Origin of the sequence: Prosthecobacter sp. (genome assembly GCF_044227185.1) — a bacterium.
Lineage (GTDB): Bacteria > Verrucomicrobiota > Verrucomicrobiia > Verrucomicrobiales > Verrucomicrobiaceae > Prosthecobacter.
The window spans coordinates 212,165-233,733 of sequence record NZ_JBGAFO010000012.1; the positions used below are offsets into that span (position 1 = coordinate 212,165).

Annotated in this window: 19 protein-coding genes; 2 read left to right on the forward strand and 17 right to left on the reverse strand. The window is 61.8% G+C overall.

All coding sequences use genetic code 11. From position 1 onward, the window contains the following. Positions 1 to 10 precede the first annotated feature (10 nt). From cysT to ACILSQ_RS25345, 11 genes are all read right to left on the reverse strand, one after another. Positions 11 to 835 (reverse strand): sulfate ABC transporter permease subunit CysT, encoded by an 825-nt coding sequence (gene cysT / locus ACILSQ_RS25295; protein WP_395746467.1) that lies wholly within the window; start codon positions 833 to 835, stop codon positions 11 to 13. 9 nt (positions 836 to 844) lie between these two features. Beyond that, positions 845 to 1,621 (reverse strand): succinylglutamate desuccinylase/aspartoacylase family protein, encoded by a 777-nt coding sequence (locus ACILSQ_RS25300; protein ID WP_395746468.1) that lies wholly within the window; start codon positions 1,619 to 1,621, stop codon positions 845 to 847. A 4-nt stretch (positions 1,622 to 1,625) separates the two neighbouring features. After that, positions 1,626 to 2,588 carry a cysteine synthase A gene (gene cysK / locus ACILSQ_RS25305; protein WP_395746469.1) on the reverse strand — a complete coding sequence of 321 codons (963 nt, stop codon included), beginning with the start codon at positions 2,586 to 2,588 and terminating at the stop codon, positions 1,626 to 1,628. A gap of 34 nt (positions 2,589 to 2,622) precedes the next feature. After that, on the reverse strand, positions 2,623 to 3,612 hold the full coding sequence (locus ACILSQ_RS25310; protein ID WP_395746470.1) for a sulfate ABC transporter substrate-binding protein: 990 nt from the start codon (positions 3,610 to 3,612) through the stop codon (positions 2,623 to 2,625). A gap of 138 nt (positions 3,613 to 3,750) precedes the next feature. After that, positions 3,751 to 5,205: an alginate export family protein gene (locus tag ACILSQ_RS25315; protein ID WP_395746471.1), complete on the reverse strand. Its 1,455-nt coding sequence runs from the start codon at positions 5,203 to 5,205 to the stop codon at positions 3,751 to 3,753. A 345-nt stretch (positions 5,206 to 5,550) separates the two neighbouring features. Next, positions 5,551 to 6,519: a CNNM domain-containing protein gene (locus ACILSQ_RS25320; RefSeq protein WP_395746472.1), complete on the reverse strand. Its 969-nt coding sequence runs from the start codon at positions 6,517 to 6,519 to the stop codon at positions 5,551 to 5,553. An 18-nt stretch (positions 6,520 to 6,537) separates the two neighbouring features. Beyond that, on the reverse strand, positions 6,538 to 6,858 hold the full coding sequence (locus ACILSQ_RS25325) for a helix-turn-helix domain-containing protein (RefSeq protein WP_395746473.1): 321 nt from the start codon (positions 6,856 to 6,858) through the stop codon (positions 6,538 to 6,540). A gap of 25 nt (positions 6,859 to 6,883) precedes the next feature. Continuing rightward, positions 6,884 to 9,160, reverse strand: coding sequence for a beta strand repeat-containing protein (locus tag ACILSQ_RS25330; RefSeq protein ID WP_395746474.1), 2,277 nt, complete (start codon positions 9,158 to 9,160; stop codon positions 6,884 to 6,886). A 63-nt stretch (positions 9,161 to 9,223) separates the two neighbouring features. After that, on the reverse strand, positions 9,224 to 10,351 hold the full coding sequence (locus tag ACILSQ_RS25335; protein WP_395746475.1) for an autotransporter-associated beta strand repeat-containing protein: 1,128 nt from the start codon (positions 10,349 to 10,351) through the stop codon (positions 9,224 to 9,226). A 249-nt stretch (positions 10,352 to 10,600) separates the two neighbouring features. After that, a complete protein-coding gene (locus tag ACILSQ_RS25340) occupies positions 10,601 to 10,789 on the reverse strand; it encodes a YezD family protein (RefSeq protein WP_395746476.1) in 189 nt (62 codons plus the stop codon). A 9-nt stretch (positions 10,790 to 10,798) separates the two neighbouring features. Further along, the gene (locus ACILSQ_RS25345; RefSeq protein WP_395746477.1) at positions 10,799 to 11,341 is read right to left on the reverse strand and encodes an RrF2 family transcriptional regulator; all 543 of its coding nucleotides are present in this window, start codon (positions 11,339 to 11,341) and stop codon (positions 10,799 to 10,801) included. Between the two features lie 105 nt (positions 11,342 to 11,446). On the opposite strand from ACILSQ_RS25345, the gene ACILSQ_RS25350 reads away from it, so the two are divergent. After that, positions 11,447 to 13,009: a sialate O-acetylesterase gene (locus tag ACILSQ_RS25350; protein ID WP_395746478.1), complete on the forward strand. Its 1,563-nt coding sequence runs from the start codon at positions 11,447 to 11,449 to the stop codon at positions 13,007 to 13,009. A 40-nt stretch (positions 13,010 to 13,049) separates the two neighbouring features. On the opposite strand, the gene ACILSQ_RS25355 is transcribed toward ACILSQ_RS25350, so the two are convergent. The 4 genes from ACILSQ_RS25355 to ACILSQ_RS25370 form a co-directional block, all read right to left on the reverse strand. Continuing rightward, the gene (locus ACILSQ_RS25355; protein WP_395746479.1) at positions 13,050 to 13,955 is read right to left on the reverse strand and encodes a DUF475 domain-containing protein; all 906 of its coding nucleotides are present in this window, start codon (positions 13,953 to 13,955) and stop codon (positions 13,050 to 13,052) included. Positions 13,956 to 14,074: 119 nt separating this feature from the next. Continuing rightward, entirely contained in the window at positions 14,075 to 15,442 is a 1,368-nt protein-coding gene (locus ACILSQ_RS25360; protein ID WP_395746480.1) for a tetratricopeptide repeat protein, read from the reverse strand. A gap of 48 nt (positions 15,443 to 15,490) precedes the next feature. Further along, entirely contained in the window at positions 15,491 to 15,652 is a 162-nt protein-coding gene (locus tag ACILSQ_RS25365) for a hypothetical protein (protein ID WP_395746481.1), read from the reverse strand. Positions 15,653 to 15,733: 81 nt separating this feature from the next. Then, positions 15,734 to 17,983, reverse strand: a complete 2,250-nt coding sequence (locus ACILSQ_RS25370; RefSeq protein ID WP_395746482.1) for a heavy metal translocating P-type ATPase — start codon at positions 17,981 to 17,983, stop codon at positions 15,734 to 15,736. 72 nt (positions 17,984 to 18,055) lie between these two features. Here ACILSQ_RS25370 and ACILSQ_RS25375 point away from each other — a divergent pair, with 72 nt between their 5' ends. Further along, positions 18,056 to 18,658: a lysophospholipid acyltransferase family protein gene (locus ACILSQ_RS25375; protein ID WP_395746483.1), complete on the forward strand. Its 603-nt coding sequence runs from the start codon at positions 18,056 to 18,058 to the stop codon at positions 18,656 to 18,658. Here ACILSQ_RS25375 and ACILSQ_RS25380 read toward each other — a convergent pair whose 3' ends face one another. Further along, complete coding sequence (locus ACILSQ_RS25380; protein ID WP_395746484.1) at positions 18,659 to 20,065, reverse strand: sulfatase; 1,407 nt, start codon at positions 20,063 to 20,065, stop codon at positions 18,659 to 18,661. A gap of 9 nt (positions 20,066 to 20,074) precedes the next feature. Further along, entirely contained in the window at positions 20,075 to 21,565 is a 1,491-nt protein-coding gene (locus ACILSQ_RS25385; protein ID WP_395746485.1) for a sulfatase, read from the reverse strand. Positions 21,566 to 21,569 lie beyond the last annotated feature (4 nt).

Here is a 21,569-nt window from a genome sequence, read left to right on the forward strand (position 1 = left end):
ATTCTTCAGTTCATCTCCCTGTCCGCTTTCGGCTCCAGCTCGTCAGCGCGTTGGAGAGCAGCAGGATGGCAAAGGAGGCGGCCAGCATCACCACGCCGATGGTGGCGGCGCCGGAGTAGTCGTACTCTTCCAGGCGCATGGTGATGAGGAGCGGCGCGATCTCGGTTTTAAAAGGCAGGTTGCCAGAGATGAAAACGACGCTGCCATATTCGCCCACCGCACGGCCAAAGGCGAGCGTCATGCCCGCGAGCGTAGAGGGCAGCAGTGCTGGAAACACGACACGCGTGAGCGTCTGCCAGCGGTTCGCCCCGAGGCAGGCGGCCGCTTCCTCGACATCCATGGAGAGATCCGCGATGACGGGCTGCAGCGTGCGCACGACGAAGGGAAAGCCGACAAATGTCAGCGCGATCGTGATGCCCAGCGGTGCGTAGGCGGCCTTGATGTCATGCTGCGCCAGCCAGGCACCAATCCAGCCGTTCGGCGCATACAGCGTCACCAGCGCGATGCCCGCCACGGCGGTGGGCAGTGCAAAGGGCAGATCGACCATGGCATCCAGCAGGCGGCGGCCCGGGAATGAATACCGTTCCAGCGCCCAGGCGGTGATCAGTCCGAAGACCGCATTCACCAGCGCTGCAGCGAAAGCCGTGCCGAAGCTCAGCTTGAGCGATGCAAGCACACGCGATTGCGTCAGCGTGTCCAGCATGTGCTCCCAGCCGCCGCTCGTGGCCTTCCACATGAGCATGGACAGCGGGAAGAGAACGATGAGGCTCAAATAAGTGATGGTGAAGCCGAGCGAAAGCCTGAAGCCCGGCAGCACGTGGCGTGAACTGGCCATGAGCGCTGATTACAGGTTGGCGGCGTAGGCTTGAAGTTCGCGGTATTCCGCGAGGATGCGTTTCACCGCGGCGACGGTGGCTTTGACCTGCGCATCCATCGGCGCGAGCGCGGGAGTCTCAAACACGATTTCCAGCGCATGCGGCCGCTGCTCCGGAGGCGCACTCAGGATGCCGAGGTAGCCTTCCTTGATGATGCCGCGCGCGGCGAGAAACCCATCGATGATGTGCTGCTCATTGCGTGGCAGAAACTCGGCCGCCGCCTGCAGGGCTGGTTCCAGCAGATGCTCGCTGAGAAGCGCCCCGCTGACGAAGCCGTAGCAGCCGTCGGAGGTGTCATCCGAGTGCAGCGAAATGATTCCCTCGTAGAGCTCACGTCGCAGTTCAGCCTCCAGATACACGACTTCAGGCTCGGTGGAGCCAAACCAGAACTCGCGGTTCAGATCCAGACCGGAGTGGCTGTGCCTTGTGCCGAGATTGCGGCCCGTGGGATTGCAGACCGGGAAAAAGTGCAGCTCATAGTCGTGCAGCTCCTCCGGCTTCTCAGCAGCCCAGCGGATGAGTTCCTGCGTGGCTAGCGTGCCCGCCTCCTCATCCCCGTGGATGCCCGCAAAGATGCCGATCTTGATGCCATGGCCCGTTTTCACGGGCTTGCTGACAATCTTCGGGATGAAGATGCCTTGTTCTGGCGGATCCGTTTCAATCATCAGTCGTCTGTCCGGCAGCGGGATGCTGCCACGCTGAGGTGCGTGCCTGCCGGTGAACTGCAAATGGGATGGAAGTGTCATGGTTTCAAGCGCTGACTTTGTTGCGTGCCTCATCGGCGAGTGCGGTGGAGAGATAGCGTTCGCCGGTGCTGCAGCCGACGGTGACGATGAGCTTGCCGGCATTCTCCGGCCGTGCAGCCACCTGCAGCGCCGCCCAGACATTGGCTCCCGTGGAAATGCCGACGAGCAGACCCTCCTCACGGGCAAGCCGTTGGGCGGTGAAGATGGCATCCTCGTTGGTAACCTGGACCACCTCGTCGATGATGTCGAGATTCAGGTTCTTCGGCACAAAGCCCGCGCCTGTGCCCTGAATCTTGTGCGGGCCGGACTGCACCGGCTGACCCCTGAGCGTCTGCGTGATGACAGGGGATGCCGAAGGCTCCACCGCGATGGACTGCAGCGACGGTTTGCGTGCTTTGATCACCTCGCTTACTCCCGTGAGCGTGCCGCCTGTACCCACCGCTGCGACGAAGATGTCGATCTGCCCTTCGGTGTCGTTCCAGATTTCATAGGCCGTGGTTTGCCGGTGAATCTGGGGATTGGCCGGATTTTCAAACTGCTGTGGCATCCACGCGCCAGGTGTGTCCGCCAGCAGCTCTTCCGCACGCTTGATCGCTCCCTTCATGCCATCCTTGGCGGGCGTTAGCACGAGGTTCGCTCCCAGCATCGTCAGCAGAGTGCGGCGTTCAAGGCTCATGCTCTCAGGCATGGCCAGGGTCAGTGGGTAACCCTTTGCCGCCGCCACAAACGCGAGCGCGATGCCCGTGTTGCCACTGGTGGGCTCAATGATGTGCGCACCCGGCTGCAACTCGCCGGACTGTTCCGCCGCCTCGACCATGGCCCGGCCGATGCGGTCCTTCACGCTGCCAAGTGGATTCTTGAACTCGCCCTTGAGGGCGATGGTGGCTGTCAGCCCGGAGGTGATGCGATTGAGCTTCACCAGAGGAGTATGGCCGACCGATTCGACGATGTTGGAGAAGTAAGACATGACTGGAAGGGGTGGGTTGTTTTTGTGAAGGGCATTATTTGCCCTGGTAGATCTGATCAAAGATGCCGCCGTCATCGAAGTGCTTCTTTTGCGCCTTGCCCCAGCCGCCGAAGTCGCCATCGATGGTGACGAGGTTCAGCTTCGGAAAGCGGGCGCCGTATTTCGCCGCGGCGGCGGCATCACGCGGGCGGTAGTAGTTTTTGCCGATGATGTCCTGCGCTTCCGGTGTGTAGAGGTACTCCAGGTAGGCTTTCGCCACTTCGGTGGTGCCTTTTTTCTCGGCGTTCTTGTCCACCACGGCCACGGTCGGTTCGGCGAGGATGCTGATGGAAGGAATCACGATCTTCGTCTGGCCGGGGAACTCACGCTGAATGAGCCAGGCTTCGTTTTCCCAGGAAAGGAGCACATCGCCAATGCCACGCTGAGCAAAGGTGGTGGTGGCACCACGTGCACCGGTGTCCAGCACGGGAACGTTTTTGAAGAGAGCGGCGATGAACTCCCTGGACTTCGCTTCGCTGCCGTATGTCTTCAGCGCGTAGGCCCACGCGGCGAGGTAGTTCCAGCGTGCGCCGCCGGAGGTTTTGGGATTGGGCGTGACGACGTTGACTCCCTCCTTCACCAGATCATCCCAGTCCTGGATGTTTTTCGGGTTCTCCTTGCGCACCACAAACACGATGGTGCTCGTGTAAGGAGCGCTGTTGTTCGGCAGGCGCTTCTGCCAGTCTTTCGCGATCAATCCAGCCTGCTGGCCGATCACATCGATGTCTCCGGCGAGCGCCAGCGTCACCACGTCGGCCTCCAGGCCGTCGATGACGGCACGCGCCTGCTTGCCGGAGCCGCCGTGAGACTGGTCGATGCTGACTTTTTTGCCGGTGGTTTCCTTGTAGTGCTTTGCGAAGGCTTTGTTGAACTCCGCGTAGAGCTCGCGCGTGGGATCATAGGAGACATTCAGCAGTTCGAAATCGGCTGCGTGTGCGGTGAGGGCGAGAAGAGCGGTGGTCAGAAGGGTCAGGGTGGTTTTCATGAGTGTTTTATGGATGAGAGGTTGCTTTGATGAATGGACTGAGGATGAGGAATGGAATGCATGCCTGCGGGCATGGAGCGCCCCTGGACCGGCTGACGGCTTGAAAAGCAGGGGAAGGGTGTGCCTTTTGGGACGCGGCTAGAAGAAGCGCCGGCTGAGCTGGAAGTAGGCGAAGTTTGTGTGGTCGCGGTGAAGCTGGGCTTTCACATACCCGCCTGACTGAAAGTAGGAGTACCCCACGGTGATCTCGGTTTTGGGATCCCAGGTGTAGCGGGCGCGGATGTCATATTCGCAGCCCAGATAGCTGCCGCTGCTCCCGGTTTTGTCCTGCACCTGGATGACATTGCCCACGGAATAGGCATCGGTGGCGCTTTCCAGCCAGTAGGCGCTCCAGTTCATGTCCAGGCGCAGGTTCTGCTGCGGCTTGATCTCCAGACGGACCGTGGGCGTGCTCACATTCTGGTAGGTGATGTAGTCATTCGCGGACCACGAACGGCTGAATCCATAGAAACGCTGGAAGCGGTTGTCCTTGTTGTCATTCGGATTGTGGTCGCCGCTTGCGCGTCCGTAGAAGAGGCTCAGGCGTGGCTTCCACGGACTGGAGGCCAAGGTGTAGCCCAGCTCCAAGGTGCCTGCATACGCCTGGATGGTGCGTGTGCCGTTGCGGCCGGTCTGGTAGGTCACGCTGAAGTCGTAATCCAGCCCGGTGCCTCCCACCACGCCGTAGGCGCGCAGGCCGGGGGAGTGCACCTGATAGTCCACGATGCCAGGCAGCGGAGACTGGTTCATCGCCAGGTAGTAGGGCTCCAGCGTCACGACGTCAGACCAGCGCCGCCAGTGGCCGATCACGCCATACACCCACTGCCTCTGCACCGGGCTGTCCCAGTCATACTTCTGCCGGGTCAGCGGCTGCACCGCCAGCAGGTCCACCTGCCAGTCGTTGCTTTCCTGCCCCAGGCTGCTCAGGAAACCCTTGAAGGTGTTCGCAGTGTTGCGCCATTCATTGTTGGAGAGCAGGCGGCGGTCCAGAAAGTCGAAGTTCTGGATCCCGTAGCGCACGCTGAACGGACGGCTGTTGCCGATGGTGTCATGCCCCAGCAGGCTCTTGAAATACAGCTCGCCATGCAGCCGGGTGATCGCGAACTCGTTCACATCGCGGTTGTCGCGTGCAAACTGGCTGTTCTCACGCCGTGAGTCCTGCATTTCAAAGGCAAAGCGGAACGGATCCAGGATGTCCTTGATCCCGATATAGGCGCGAGTGCGGTGCAGCAGCGGCTGGTCCAGCGAATCCATCGGACGTCGCAGGTCTCCTTCGCGATATTCATAACGGAACCGGTAGTCCAGGCCGATGTCCAGCCACTTCACGTTCAGCAGCGAATCGACTCCGATCTCGCTCGCATTGCGCGCATACTTGGGCGGGTCAGGATCTCGCGTGGTGCCGAAGCTCAGAGGATTTTGATAATAGGTGCCGCGGGCGGATTTTTTTGGCGTGTTTTCAGCACTGTTGGCGGTGCCTAAAGCCGGGAGCAGCAGTCCCAGGGCGGATGCGCGGAGAAGCAGGAGACGGCTCTTTTTCAGAGAAGATGAGTTCATGGACAGGCGGGTGCAGGAGCATCGGCGTCCAGTGTTCTGGTGGCGTCAGCAGGTGTCGTTAAAGGCCTCCGTTTTCAGGCGGTGGGCATGTAAAGCAAGAGACTGACCGAAGCAGGAGAACGCGAGAATGAAAAGAATCCCAGGGCTGGCCTGTGAATGGCATCTCATGTCTCGAGCGCTTCCGGTGGTCCGGTCAGTCTCTTGGGGTGCATTGCAGCTTTTGAGGACTGCAGAAGGCGATGTGATGATTATGTATCTGATTAATCTACATTGATCAAGTAGGAATAAGAAAAAATTTCGAATGCTGCAGATAATGAATGACGGCCGGCATCTTGCCACACAGTTTCAAAACCGGGCGCCCATGAGGATCTTCATGACATCATCCATCGTGATCCATCCGTGAATCGCGCCATCCGCGGAGTCCACGACGGCGGCGACCTCCTGCTTGTCGAGGAAGAGCGCCAGCAGCTGTGTGAGGGAGGCTTTGCCGTCAATGCGCAAGGCTGGGCGGATGAGCTGCTGCCAGCCGGCGCTGGCAGGGGAGGTCAGATTCTGCACGAACAGCTCGCGTACACGGATGTAGCCGGTCACCTTGTCCAGCGTGCCGTCCGGGCTGACAGGATAACTTCGGTGCAGCCTGCCTCCTGCGGCCAGCACGTTCTCCAGCAGCGTGAGGCGGGTGTCAAAGACCTTCACCGCCTCATGCGGGACCATGGCGGTCCTGACACGGCGCGCACTGAGCGTGGCGGCGTGAATGATGATGATTTCCTCACGGGTGTGGATGAGCTGCTCGGCCTTTGCGGCCTGGACGAGCGTGATGATGTCCATGATCTGGTCGCTCTGCGTGCGGGGGGCCGCGGTGCGCTTCAGCCGGGTGCAAAATTTCTCCATCACCAGCACGAGCGGATGGCAGAGCCACAGCATCAGGGAGAGTGGCCCGATCAGACGAGGTGCGAGACGTTCTGCGTGATGCACCCCTAAAATCTTCGGCGCCATTTCGCCGCCAAAGAGCACGAGAATGCTGATGACAATGGAGAACAGCCACAACCAGTCGCTTCCGAACACCCTGGCCGAGATGGCACCGGCCAGAGTGGCAAGACCGGTGTTTGCCAGGGTGTTGAAGACCAGGATCGCGGAGATGGGGCGCTCGACGTTGTTCTTGAGCTTCAGCCAGCGTCCGGAAGCGGTGGCGCCCTTTTTTTCCTGCAAGCGCAGCGAGAGCGGGTTCAGGCTGAGCAGCACGGCCTCCGTCACTGAACAGAGAAAGGAGGTGGTAAGCACCATCAGGACGGTGATGAGGAGAACAAGGAACATGGGGTGGGGAATGAGCCCTCAGGCCACATGGATGGGACTGAGGGCGAGCCAGCAGCGTTTTTGGGCAGAGGGCTTGATGCCCAGCAACGCCGCATAAATGCCGCCACGACGATACCGAAGCAGAATGGAGACCACCGTTCGGTGATCCATGGAGACGTGTTTTGAGACATCTGCGACAGGGGTGCTGTCATCGAGCAGCAGCAGGGCGCTGGCACGCCGTCGGATGCTCGTCATGGCGCAAGGGCTCTGGCTGACTTGCTCCACCAGCACGCGCTGCTCCTCGGAAAGATGGGCGAGCGCAGGCGCGCCGCGGCGTGAATCGGGATGCCGTGTGTTCATGGCAGGTGTGTGGTTGAGGTTTAAATCAAACAATTCTCCGGCGGCTCCTCAGGACGAGCATCATTCCCAGCATTGCAGACAAGGTTCTCGAAGGTTCGGGCACGAGGGCTGCCAGGGACAGGGTACCATTTGTGTAGAGCTGGCTCCAGTCCCAGCCCAGGCCGAGAAGGCTGAGATCGGGCAGTTCGTCCGGGTTGCCCACCTGCAGGCCGGAATCCGGAAGATTGGTGAAACTGCCGGTGAGACCGGACCAGTCGATCAGCCTCCAAGAAGAGCCTGCCGTCCAGATGCCGCCAGCAGGAGCCAGACTGGTGTGCAGGCTGAGCGTGGCCCCGGTCAGAATCACCGCGCCGCCGCTGAAGACCACGAGGTCGTTGTTGCCGGCCTGCGAGTTTAGCAGGCCGCTGGCTGCGCCGCCCAGGATGTCGAGCTCGATGCTGCCACTGAGAGAGAAGCCGGCACCTGCCTGAAGAGTGAGGATTTGCGCGTCGAAAACGCCGGACTGGCCGGCAAAGATCACGCCTCCGCTCTCCAGCGTGATGGATGTGGAGGAACCGAGCGCTCCTGCGGTGCCGCTGCCTCCCAAGCGTGCCGTGGCACCGATGATGACCGAGCCGCTGCCCGTGGCCGAGCCGCTGCGGTTGTTCACGACCAGGGTTCCTCCATTGACTGTGGTTCCGCCGCTGTAAGTGCTGCTGCCGGCAAGAATCCAGAGGCCGGAGTCCTGTTTTACCAGTGCAACGGCGTTTGTTCCGCTGGTGCCAGCACCTGTGTTGTTCACGATGGCGCCGAGCAGGGAGTTTCCGTCCATGTTTGAGCCGCCCAGGGCAAGCACACGCGCCGTTGCCGGTCCGGTGGCGCTGACATTGGCCGCGCTGTTGATCGTGGCGGCAGTGAAGACGAGCGCGCCGCTCCCATTGTTCAGAATCGTCGCGCCACCGGAAGCCGTCGCTCCGTTGCTGCTGCCGACTTGTATGCGACGGTTCGTCTGGCTTCCCGTGCCGAGATAATTCAACGTGCCGGTGGTGGCGGCGTTGCCCAAACGGATGACGCCTGAACTGGTGTCCTTGTCAGCCGTGCCCAATGAGCCTGCGATGCCGATGTTTCCGAGTGCAAACACTTCAACAACGCCATTGTTGATCTGAGTTTGACCGGTGAAGGTGCTCGTGCCCGCCAGCTGCATGGTGCCCGCACCTGCTTTGATGATTCCAAAGCCGCCGCTGATGCCACCCGAGATCAGAACATCCACCACTGCGGCAGGGCTGTCGTTCACCGTGAAAGTACGATCGGCATTGAGAACCAAGGCTGCAGCGATGGTCGCCTGGCTGTTTTCAAAACCGGCGCTGCCCGCATTGTAGGTTACATTGCCTCCCAGAGCGAGGCTGCCACCCGCCACGCTGCTGATGATCGTCGCGCTTTGTCCGGCGACGGTGGTCACCGCAGTGCCCAGTGTGATCGTTCCGCTGACAGTGGCGGCAGTGCCACCGATGTCGAATGTGCCAGAGCTGATCGTGAGGCCGGATGATGTGGCGATGCTGCCGTCGCCGCTCAGTTTCAAGGTGCCGCCATTCACTGTTGTGACGCCCGTGTAGCCATTCACGCCGGACAGGGTGAGTGTGCCGCTGCCTGCATAGATGAGCCCGTTGTTAAATGCGTTGCCATTCACTACGGCACCGCTGATCTCGACATCGGCCGTGCCGGTGATGGTGCGGTTTCGCGCGGCGGTGTCCGTGCTGGTGTTGAGCTGAAAACCGCCAAGCACGAGCCTGGCACCTTCTTCAGCGCCCTGATTGACTGTGAGCACGCGGACGGCTCCGATGGAGTTCCACTGCACCTCCCCCAGAGTGAGCGTGCTGCTGCCATTGAGCGTGATGTCACGGTTTGCGTTTCCAATGGTGACGACGCCAGATCCAAGGCCGAGGCTGTTCGTGCCGCCAAAGACCAGGCTGCCATTGAGGGCGACGGCATTATTCGTGCTGAGCATGATGGCGAAGCCGCTGGTATTGTCGAGCGTTCCCCCGGTGATGGTGAGCGTGCCGGTGCCAAGTGCGGCTGCCGAATTGAGCACGAGCGTGCCTGCGCTTAATGTCACCGTGCCCGAAAAAGTGTTTTCTCCGGAGAGAATCCAGGCGCCCGCATCCACCTTGGCAAGTGCGAGCGTGCCGTTGCCATCAGAGAGCACGCTCTGGATCTCGTTGCCGCCGGTGTTCGTGCCCCCGAGCGTGAGTGTTTTTGTGCCTGTGCCGGCATTGAAAAACACGCCGGTGAAGATCAGGGCGCCGCCTCCGCTGCTCCTGATCACGGCGCCGCCGGTGGACGTGGCGGCGAGGTTGACCGTGCGGTTGGTGGAAGCACCTGACCCCGCTTAAATCAATGTGCCGGCCGCGGTGGTGCCGCTGCCAATATTGATGATGCCGCCTGCCCCGCCTGCACTGTTGATTCCGCTGTCGGCGATGGAGGCCAGCGTCAGCGTGCCCTGGTTTACTGACAATGCACCCGTAAAGCTGCTGGCGCCTGACAACGTCCACGCGCCGGTTCCGGTTTTTACGAACGAGAGGGCGCCGCCGCTGCTGTCCACGAGCGGGCACTGGAAGTCATTGATGTCTGTGTTGCTGCCGCCCAGCGTGAATGTCTTGGCCGCAGATCCTGAGTTGGAAAAGGCGCCGGCAAAAACGAGAGCACCGCTCCCATTGTTTGTTATCGTGCCGCCTCCCGTGCCGGAGGAAGCAAGCACCACTGCGCGGTTGGTGGAGCTTGCCGCGCCTGTGTAAATCAGTGTGCCGGCCTGGGCAGCGCTGCCCAAATTGACCGTGGTTCCCGACCCCAGCGAGCTTGCTGAAGCACTGTCCGCCATGCTGTTGATTGTGAGAGACCCTTGATTTACTGAGACCGCTCCGGTGAAAGTGTTGATACCGGTCAGCATTGTCGCGCCTGCGCCCGATTTGATGAAACCATAAGTGCCACCGGTTTCGCTGATGCTGCCATCGATCACGATGGTGGTTCCGGTCACCGCATTAATGGTTCGTGAGCCATTGAGAATCAGATTCAGGCTCAAGGTGTGCGTGTGTGTGCCTGTGACGCCGCTGGAAATGATGTTGCCGCCAAGAATGACGGCATTTCCCGTCAGTGTGAAGCCGGTGCCGGTCAGTGTGTCGTTCGTGAAGGCGATCGCATTTGTGCCGCCAAGCTTGAGGGCGGTGAAGTTGTTTGCCAGTGTGAAGTTGCTGGTGCTGGTCAGATCAAAAACGAGGCTGTCACCATTGGACGGCACTGTGTTGCCAACCCAGTTGGTGTCTGCGCCGCTTGTGCCGCTGAGCCAGGTGTTGTCCAAATCACCCGACCACGTCAGCGTGGCAGCGTGGACGGAATGAGAGAGAATGGCAAGGCTGAGGAACACCTTGAGCTTTCGCCGCAGACTGAGGCTGCGATGGGTTTGAAACTGAAGAGGGAAAGAGGAAGTGGCGGAATGTTGGGCGGATGTTTTGGCGGACATGGACGGCAACTGCTGAGCGTCGGCGTCCGGAGGTCCGGTCGGCGTTCGCAGGTGCTTTTGAGATCAGGCCTCCATCATGGGGGGGGATGACGGTCGGCTGCGTGGAAATAAATGCCGAGAGGCTGGCCGGAACGGTGGTTTCATCAGGTGGCGGTGGGTTCCGCGTGCTGTGATGACCTCTGGTGTTCCAGTCAGCCTCTCGACAAATGTGGGCGCGTGGTTCCGAGACCGCGCTATGGAGGGTGGGCGCTACTTTTTCCGCGGAGCGGGTACGGAGACGACCGCGTCTGGCAGACGTGTTTTTTCAGTGCTTTCCACCTGGGTGACGCGGCCTTCGTGGACGATGATCTGCACCGAGCCGAAGCGCATGGCCCCGACTTTCTGGCGCACGATTTCGACCCACGACTCTGTGTCGGATTCGGCAATGTTCTGGCTCATGGGGGGATTTCAGGTGACGGGTTCGAGGAGCGCCGCCAGAAAGCCGTCCGCCGGGTCCGCGTGGCGGGACTTGACGACCTTCTTTCTGGCAGTTTTTCTGGCGATGGCGGCCTGCTGCTCCTGTTTGCGGAGGGTGACCTCAACGACGTGCTCCAGGGTGTAGCGGTCGAGGATGTTGGCGATGGCGTTGCGCACGTCGATCATGAGCATGCGCAGGCCGCAGTGTTCTTCATCGGGACAGGAGCACTTTTCGTACTCTGTCTCGCTGGCGCAGCCGATGGGGGCGAGCTTGCCGTCGATGAGGCGGACGACATCGCCCATCTTGATAGATTTTGCGGGTCTGGCGAGGCGTGCGCCGCCGTGCTTGCCGCGCAGGCTTTCCACATAGCCGGCCTGGCGTAGCTCGAAGAGGATGGCCTCAAGAAACTTGAAAGGCAGGCGTTCCTGATCCGCCAGCACGGACACGGAGATGACGCCCTCCCCCTGCCGGTCGGCGATGCCGAGGCGGATGAGGGTGCGGAGGGCGTATTCGCCGCGTTTGGTGAGCTTCATGGGGAAAGCTATGCGCATTAATATACACTAATCAAGTAGGAATTAAAAGATTTTGAAAACCCAGCCGCTGGCGGCGTTTCTTCCGTCCTGATTTTTCATCCATCCATGAGACTCCTCTCTCTCACCACCCTCCTCGCCGCGCTGGCGCTTTCCGCCCGCGCTGAATTGAAGCTTCCCGCCATCATTGGCGACAACATGGTACTGCAGCAGAAGCAGACCAATCCGCTCTGGGGCTGGGACGCTCCCGGCACCGAAGTGACCGTGAAATTCGGCGACCAGACCAAGACCGCCAAGGCCGGCGCCGACGGCAAATGGACGGTGAAGCTCGATCCCGTGCCTGCCAGCGCGAAGCCTGCGACGATCTCCATCAAGGGCACCACCTCCAAAGAGCTGAAAAACGTGCTCGTCGGCGAGGTGTGGATCTGCTCCGGCCAGTCGAACATGCAGTGGAATGTCGGATCAAGCTGGGACGCGGATTTGGAGATCGCCACCGCGAAGTATCCGAACATCCGCCTGATCACCGTGCCGAATGTGGGCACGCAGGAGCCGCAGAAGGACTTCAAGGGCGAGTGGAAGGAGTGTTCCCCGGCCACAGTGGGCGGCTTCACCGCCGTCGGTTATTTCTACGGCCGCGTCCTGCACAAGATGCTGGATGTGCCCGTGGGCCTGATCAACAACGCCTGGGGCGGCAGCGCCTGCGAGGCCTGGGTGAACCGCGCCGAGCTGGAGAAGGACCCGCGCTTCAAGCCGCTGATGGAAAGCGCCAGGCAGAGAGAGGCGCTCCTTTCCTCCCCTGAAGCCAAGGCCAGGTATGACGCCGACCTCGCCGCCTGGACCAAGCAGGCCGAAGAGGCCAAAAAGGCGGGCAAGCCCTTCACCGTCCGCGCGCCTGCACCACCCACCGCCTGGCTCACCGGCAATGCGCGCCCCGCCAACATCTACAACGGCGCGCTGCTGCCCACCATCGGCTATGGCATCAAAGGAGCCATCTGGTACCAAGGCGAAACGAATGCCGGCCGCGCCTACGAGTACGCCAGCCTCTTCCCATTCATGATCCAGAACTGGCGCAATGAATGGAAGCAGGGAGACTTCCCCTTCTACTGGGTGCAGCTCGCCGACTTCATGCCCGAAAAAGCCGATGCCGGGCAGTCCGTGGCCAGCGCCTGGGCTGAGCTGCGCGAAAGCCAGACCAAGACCGAGACCGCCATCAAAAACGGCGGCCAGGCCGTCATCATCGATCTTGGAGATGCGAATGACATCCACCCCAAAAACAAGCGCGACGTGGCCGAGCGCCTGGCCCGCTGGGCGCTGGTAAAGGACTACGGCCTGAAGCTCCCCTATCGCAGCCCCGAGTTCAAATCCGCCGAGTTCAGCGGGGAGAAGGCCATCGTCACGCTCGACACCTTCGGCAGCGCGCTGCGCACCGTCGATATCAGCGAGGTGAAGGGCTTTGTGGTCTGCGGCGAGGACCAAAAGTGGGCCTGGGCCGACGCGAAAATCATCGGCAAGGACAAGCTCGAAGTCAGCGCCAAGGGCGTCACGAAACCCATCGCCGTCCGGTATGCCTGGGCCGACAATCCGGTGTGCAATCTCTACAGCACCGACGGTCTGCCCGTCACCCCCTTCCGCAGCGACAGCTTCGACATGATCACCAAGCCGAAGCAGTAACGCGCATCCGGCAGCAGCGTGAATTCAGGAATCCCCCGGCTTAGCTGCCGGGGGATTTTTGCTTCCGGGTCACGGCCGACCAGGCGGCGCGAAACGGCCAGGCGATGGCGCCAAAGATCGCGCCAGTCACCGCGGCCACCAGCCGCGCGGGCAGCAGCAGCAGATGCATCACCGGGCGCAGCACGCGTTTGACCGCGGCATTTTTCTCGTAGGCCAGATGCAGCAGGATGATGCCAAGGATGCCGGCAAATTTGACCGCCTTGGCGATGTGGTAGTGCCCGCCCGCCTCGCTGATGAGACTGAACCCGCCGACATCCAGCACGCGCTTGATGCTTTGATCCCAGTAGAGCTCCAGGCCCAGAAGCAGGCCCACGAAGCCCACGAGCAGAAACGCCGTGTGCTCCAGCCAGGGCTGGCGCTCCAGCAGCTTGATGCAGTAGCCCGCCACCAGCCGCAGCGTGATGATGCCCAGCGTCACGCCGATATAGACCAGCACCTTGCTGTCACGCGCGAAGGCCACCGCGGCGACCACGTTGTCAAAGCTCAGGCTCAAGTCCAGGAAGGCGATCATCGCAATCGTGCTGGCAAAGCTTTGCGGTACTTTCTTGGCCGCGCCCTTGCCATCCTCCTCCTCGTCTTCCTGCTCCGCAAAATGGGAGCACATCAGCCACACCAGGTAGAGGGAGCCCAGCAGCATCAGCCAGTGGTTGCCCATGATGATGCTGGCGGTGAGCAGCGCCACGATGCGGAAGCCATAGGCCCCGGCGTAGCCGATGTTCATCGCCGTCTTGCGCTGCTTTTCATCCAGATGGGAGGCCATCGCGGCGATGGCCAGCGCATTGTCCACCGACAGCAGGCCTTCGATCACAATGAGGGCCAGCACCACGGGGATGCCCTCTTTGACGGTGGCCCAGATGTCAGCGGCGGCGAGAAATTCGTGTATCATCAGCCCGCAAGATGGCGGACGGGCCGAGGGCTTTCCAGTACCAATTCAGGTGAAAGAAAAACACCCCGTTTTCGGAATGCGAAACGGGGTGCCACAGGGGGGAACTGTCCTAAGATTGGCTACGTGTAGGAGGACTCCACGCGTCTGGCCACGTCCTTGTAGCCATAGTCGGCGTTGTAGATCTCCTTGAGGGCGTCCAGGCTCGCCGTCTTGTCTCCCATCTTTTCCAGCACGTTGGCCAGCTCGTAGAGCACCTCCTTCTTGGTGGCGTCCATGACCAGCAGCTCCTTGGAGGCCTCCATGAGGGAGGTCTTGGCCAGGTCGTTCATGTTCTTGCGCTCAAAGCAGCGGCCCAGCATGAGGATGGCCTTGATGCGCAGGTTCGGGTTCGATTTCGCCTGCTGCAGCTCGGGCAGCGCCTCTCCGTACATGCCGGCGTTGAAGTAGGCCTGGCCCAGCTCATAGCGCAGCGCTTTGTCAGTCGGGTTGCGGTCCACGCGGGTCTTGGCGTCGGAGATGACCACGGCGGCGCGCTGGCGGCGGATCTCGGCGAGCTGCGCGCGTTTGTCATCGATGTCGGGCGCCTCGGGGTTGGTTTCGATCTCGCGCTCGTACTCCTCGATCTTCTGGTCCTGCACCTTGTCGCGGAGGATTTCCACCTTGCGCTGCAGCGCGATGTCGCCGGCGTTCAGCGTCAGCGCGTAGTCATAGAACATGAGCGCCGTTTCCATCTGGCCCAGGCGCTCATAGAGGTCGGACATGCGCTTGACGATGACGATGTTCCCCTGGTCGGCGTTGTACTGCTCGATCGTTTCCGCCAGGAACTGCTCCATCTGCTCCTTCGTCATCCCCTGGCGGCTGAGCATTTCCAGCTTCGCGGCCTCGCCGGAGTCCTTCATGGCATCCTTGAAGTTCGCGGAGCCCCAGCCCTGGTTCTTGATGGAGCTCTGCGCGGCGGCGTCTTTTTCGCCCTTCATGGCCTCCATGTCCCGCGGGTTCACCTTCAGGATGCCGAGGTAGGTGGCGGCGGCTTTTTCCGGCTGCTGGATGGCCATGTAGTGCTGCGCCAGCTTGTGCATGTTTTTTGTGTTCTCCGGATGTCCGCCCTTGATGGTCTCCAGGGCAAAGGACGCCAGATCCGGGAACTGCATCTTCATGGCGATGTCATAGAGCTGCTCGTTGGCCCCGATGTTGAAGGGGTCCTTGCGAAACACGTTTTCCTCCATGTCCGCGATGGTCTCCGCGGGGTCTTTTTTGGAGCTGGGCTTGAAGCTGCCCAGGCCAAAGCTGAACTTCTTGCCGCCGCCGGCCACTTCGCCTTCAGCGCTGCGCAGCAGCTTGCGGCCGTCCAAAAATCCAACGTTGGCTGTCACAATGGGCAGCACCTGGTCGATGACATACTCCCAGTTTTTCCGCTCGGCGGAAATGAGTGCTTTTTTCCAAAGGTTTTGGTACTTGGGGTCGAGGTCGGCTTCCTGAACGATCATAATCTTGGGGGGGGGCTTGACGGGGTTGAATGAAGAGTGCGGCGCGGGCTACTTTTTCCCGCCACCAAACCATGCGGCGATGCCACGCAGCTCAGTGCCTGTACCCTCGGTCAGACCTTTCATGCTGAATCCGTGCTCAAAGAGCACCATCCAGACGAAGGTGGCGACGAGGAAGGCGAGGGTCCAGAGGACTTTGGAGAGAATGCGCATGCCGGATTTTCACCTACTTTATGAGGAAAAGGGGGGGGTCGTCCAGCACGGAGTTGCGGCGGCGAAAAATGGCGGCGGCACTCACTCTTTTTCAAACAGCAGCCGCAGGCTGTTCAGGCACACCACCACCGTGCTTCCCTCATGCGTCAGTACGCCCAGGGTCAGCGGCACGATGCCAAAAAGTGACGCCACCGCCATCACCACCACGCTGCCCAGGGAGATGATCAGGTTCTGCTGAATGATGCGCCGGGCACGCCGGCTGATCTGGCGCGCGGAGAGCAGTTTTTCGATCTTGTCCTGCATCAGCACCACGTCGCTCTGCTCCAGGGCGGCGTCGCTGCCGCGCGCGCCCATGGCCACGGAGACGTAGGCGGCGGCCAGGCTCGGCGCGTCGTTCACGCCGTCGCCGATCATCGCCACCTTGTGCCCGGCCTGGGTCAGTTCCCGGATGGCGGCCACCTTGTCCTCCGGGTGCAGCCCGGCGCGCACTTCGGCGATGCCCAGCTTCTCCCCCACCTCCGTGGCCGCCGCCCGGCGGTCACCCGTCAGCATGATGGTGCGCACGCCCTCGGCGGCCAGCTTTTCCAGCACCGCCCGGCTCCCCGCCCGGATCTCATCCTTGAGCAGCACCCGGCCAACGATCTGCTCGTGCAGCACCCACACCTCGCTGAAGCCCAGCGGTGCGTCCGGCACCCCGGCCAGCACCGCGCCCAGGGTGCTGTCTTTGACCAGTTCCCGCCTGCCCACGTAGCTCAGCCCGGCGGCCGTGCGCCCGCGCAGGCCCTGGCCGGTGATGGACTGAAATTCGGCCAGCTTTTCCACCACCACGCCCTGCGCCTGCGCATGCTGGGTGATCGCCCGGGCGATGGGATGATTCGAATTCGCCTCCAGGCTCGCGGCGATGCGCAGCACATCCGCCTCCCGCCCGGCGGGGAAGCTTTCGATCTTCGACACCTTCAGCTCGCCCTCCGTGAGCGTCCCCGTCTTGTCCATGGCGATGACGTCCACCTCCGCCAGCTTTTCGATGGCCGCGCCGCCGCGGAAGAGCACCCCGCGCCGCGCGCCCCAGGCGATGGCGGCCAGGATGGCGGAGGGGATGGAGAGCACCAGCGCGCAGGGGCTCATGACCACCAGCAGCGTCATGGCGCGGTAGAAGGAAGACTTCGAGGCCGCGGTGTTTTCCAGCGGCGGAATGCCAAAGCCCAGCCACCAGACGAAAAACATCAGCGCCACGGTGCTGAGCGTGAGCAGCGTGTAGCGGGTGCCAAAGCGGTCCGTAAACCGCTGGCTCGGCGCGCGCAGGTGCTGCGCCGTCTGGATCAGCGTGATGATCTTGGCCAGCGCGCTTTGCGTGGCCGGGCGGTCCACCCGCACCTGCACCAGCCCCCATTGGTTCAAAGTGCCGCCGTAGATGGGTGAGCCCGTCTCTTTGGCAATGGGCACCGCCTCCCCTGTGAGCGTGGACTCGTCCGCCGCAGTGGAGCCTGAAGTGACCGTGCCATCCACGGGGAAGAGTTCATCCGGCTTCACCACGATGACCTCGCCTACCTGCAGCGTCTGTACGCCGCGGTCGGTGGTCGTTCCATCCGGCAGCAGCACATGCGCATGTTTCGGCGCCGCCTTGGTCAGCGCATTGATCTCCCGGTGCGTGCGGAACATGACGAAATGCTCCAGCGCGCCCGAGGTGGAAAACAGGAACAGCAGCAGCGCGCCTTCCTCCCACGCACCGATGGAGACCGCACCGCAGGCCACGGCCAGCATGAGGAAGTGCACGTCCAGCCGCCCCTCGCGCAGGTTTTCCCAGGTGTCCTTCGCAGCGTCCCAGCCGCCGGAGATCAGCGAAAGGGCAAACAGGCTCTTCGGCAGCCATGCCGGCGCGGAGAAAAACCGCTCCAGCACATAGCCCGCCACCAGCGCTACAGCGCAGATGCCCGCCTGCAGGGCCAGCATGCGCCATTCGTTGTCGCTCTCCTGCTCCATCTCGTCCGGTTCCGGCCAGGCAAAGTCGCGCCACTTCCAGAACTTCGGTGCAGTCGGGCAGGAGGGTTTCTCGAGAATGAAGGCCCCGCCTTTCTGCTGCACGTCCAGCATGCCGCTGCTCGGCGGCACCTGCATGTCCTGCTTCAGCCATCGCGCATCCACCGCCCGCAGCACCTCGGAGAGCTTCGCCTGCAGCAGTTCGCCATCCACCTGCCCCAGCGTGGCCATTTCGACGCGCTTGGAATCCGGGTTCAGGCGGATGGATTCCACCGCCGGCTCGTCCAGCAGAAAGTCCGCCAGCGCAGTCATCCAGGAGGACGAATCAGGAGGTGCTGGTGGGGAGTTCGGCATGCGTCTGAGCAGGAAGCATTACGGACGAGCAAGCCGCGTGACAACCTGTTCTTCTTCGTTCATGATTTGCACATGATTCGCAGTCTCATCGCCGGCTCGCTGCGTGTGTTCTCGGGTTCCGTGGCCCGCTGGCAGGGCTGCGGGCCGGAGCTGGTGCAGCGCGTGTATTTTGCCAATCACACCAGCAATCTCGACGGCCCTGTGCTCTGGGCCTCCCTGCCGCCGCCGGTGCGGTCTCTTACCCGCATGGTGGGAGCCAGGGACTACTGGTCCGTGGGTCGCGTGCGCCCCTTTCTGGCCTGCCACGTTTTCAATGCGGTGCTCATCGAGCGCAAGAAGCCCACGCCGGAGGCCAATCCTCTCACCGAAATGATCGATGCGATGGGCGACCGCCATTCCCTGATTCTCTTCCCCGAAGGCGGCCGCCAGACCAGCCCGGAGCCGCAGCCCTTCAAGGCGGGGCTCTATCATCTGGCCAAAAAGCGGCCGGATGTACAGCTCGTCCCGGTCTGGATGGAAAACCTCAACCGCATCCTGCCGAAGGGCGAAGTCCTGCCGGTCCCCGTGCTGGGCAGCGTCACCTTTGGCGAGCCTATCCGCTTGGAAGAAGGCGAATCCAAACCAGATTTTCTCACTCGCGCCCGCGAGGCGGTGCTGCGCCTGCGCCAGCATTGATCACCGCGCAAACGGCGGCAGCTTCTCCGCCAGCCGGGCGCGCAGACCTTTCAGCGCCTCCGCGTGTTTGGGATCATTGGCAAGATTCGTGTACTCATGTGGATCGCTGTCGTGATCATACAACTCGATGCCGTTTTTGCCCTCGTCCCATTCCGTGCAGCGCCAGCGTGCAGTGCGAATGGTGCGGCCCCAGAATTCCGCATCCGCTCCGCGACGGGCCTGGGTGAAGGCTGCATCATGGATGGAAGAAGACGGGTCCTTGAGCTGCGGGCGCAGGCTCAGTCCCTGCAGGTGCTTCGGGGCAGGAACACCGCAGAGATCGCAAAGCGTGGGATAAACATCCAGCAGCTCGATGAGGCCGCTGCTGCGCTGGCCGCCGTCTTTCATGTCGGGCGTGTGCATGATGAAGGGCACGCGGGCGCACTCTTCAAACAGGCTGCGCTTGTGCCACAGGCCGTGCTCGCCCAGGTGCCAGCCATGATCGCTGGTGAAGATGATGATGGTGTTGTCATCCAGTCCCATCTGCTTGATCGCCTCCAGCAGACGTCCGGCCTGCGCATCCACGTAGCTCACGCAGGCCAGGTAGGCGCGAATGGCGGCACGTCTCTGCTCCGGCGTGGCGCTGACCGCGTAGCCGGGAACGGCCCCGTTGCGCGCAGGCGCAGGAATGTCCGCCTCATCATCCGCAGGCGCCTCGGGCAGCGTGATGTTTTCCAGGGGATACAGATCAAAGTACTTCGCCGGCGCGACGAGCGGCATGTGCGGGCGATGAAAGCCCACCGCGAGGAAGAACGGCTTGCTCTTGTCCCGTTTGCCCAGCCATTCGATGGCAGTCTTCGCAAAGTTGCCGTCCACGAGCTGGTCATCGTCACCTGGAATTTCCTGCCAGCCGAGCCCCTGCTTCTTGCCTGTCTTCACCTTCACGCTGCTCTCGCGCTTGGGCGGGTAGGGGAGCTCGCTTTTGAAGGGTGTGCCAAAATCCCAGGCCTGTGGATCATCCATGCTTTCCAGTCCGCTCGGCACGCCAAGATGGAAAATCTTCCCGCAGCGCGCCGTGGCATAACCGTTGTTGCGGAAGTGGTGCGGCAGCGTCAGCACCTCCGGAATGTTTTTGTACAGGTTGTCTTCGTTGTTGGTGACCCGTGTCGTGTTCGGCCGCAGGCCGCTCATCATGGAGGAGCGCGAGGGATTGCAGTGCGGGAACTGGCAGTACGCGCGTGTGAAAAGCACGCTGCGTTTCGCCAGCGCATCCAGATTCGGTGTCTTCGCCTGCGAATAATCAAAGCACTGCAGCGTGGCGGCCAGATCGTCCGCCATCATCAGCAGAACGTTGGGGCGCTGATCCGCGGCATGTGCCGAAGCCAGCATCAGGACTGACGAAACGAGGAGGGCAGGGAGAAGGCGCATGGCGGGAGGCTATTGGTTTTTACCTTTCTTGACGGCTCCAGGAGCTTTGAACTCCTGCACTGGAAACTTCTCGCGCAGCCGCTTGCTCAAAGCTTCAATAATCTTCACATGCTCCGGCTTCGCGGCAACGTTGAGGTTGTTCTGCGGGTCGTGCATCATGTTATAAAGTTCGTACTCGGTGGCTGCGCCGGGCTTGGTCCATTCAACGAAGCGCCACTTATCCGTGCGCATGGTCAGGCCGAGGTAGCCTGCCTTCGGATACCAGCTATACGCCGCGTCATTCACCGTGGCGGCCGGATCGTCCAGCACGGGCTTTAGGCTGCGGCCCTGGAATCCGGTGTTCGCAGGCAGGCCGCAAAGCTCGGTGAGCGTGGGTGCCAGGTCCACCGACTGAGCCAGTGCGTCGGTTTTCTCCCCGGCATGTTTCATGCCAGGCGTGGCGATGACGAGGCAGTTGCGCGTGGCGCCTTCGTAGTTGTTGTGCTTGGCCCCCCACCAGGTGTGCTCTCCCATGTAATAGCCGTGGTCGCTCCAGAAAACGACGATGGTGTTCTTGGCCAGACCGGTCTCATCCAGCGCGGCCAGCAGCCGCCCCACCTGCGCATCGACGTAGCTGATGGCGGCGCAGTAGCCGTGCAGGCATTCGCGCGCATAGGGCTCCGGCAGCTCGCCCTCGGGCACACCGGCATACCAGCGGAAGTCATTGCCGGAGGTGGCGGCAAATTCGGGCGCGCCTTTGGGCAGAAAGGTGTTGGTGGCCAGCGGCAGCTGGGAGCGGTCATAGAGGTCCCAGTACTTTTTCGGGCTGATCCAAGGCACGTGAGGATTGGAGAAACCGACGGCGAGGAAGAACGGCTGCGCGGGATTCTTCGCATGCTCGCGCAGTTGCGCGATGGCGTTGGAAGCACAGTCACCGTCCAGGAGGTCGTCGTCACCGCACTCGACCGCTTCAAAGGCGGGCACCGCCGACATCCGGGAACCTTTGCCTTTGTCAGGAATCGCGATGCCTTTGGCCTTCGCATCCTGAATGTATTTCTTCACCGCCTCCTGCGTGGCGGCGCTGGTGCGCGGCTTCTTGCTGCGCCAGGGCGGCACGGTCCAGGAGGCTTCGTCATCAATGCCCTCGTGGTAGATCTTGCCCAGGCTGCGGGTGTGGTAGCCGTTGTTTTTAAAATGCTGCGGCAGCGTGGTGATGTCCGGCATGGTGGTGCGAAGAGTGCGGCCGATCTCAAAGATCCCTGTTGTGGCGGGGTAGCGCCCGCTGAGCATGGAGATGCGGGAAGGGGAGCACAGCGCCTGCTGCACGTAGCTGCGCTGAAACACCATGCCGCGCTTCGCCAGCGCATCGATGTTGGGCGACTTCACCGTGGGATCGCCGTAGCAGCCGAGCTGCGGACGCATGTCATCGCTGGCGATGAAGAGCACGTTCGTCGGCTGCGCCTGCAAGGGTGAAACCCAAAGACAGAATGACGAAAGCAGAAGAGCTGGGAAGAGACGCATGGTG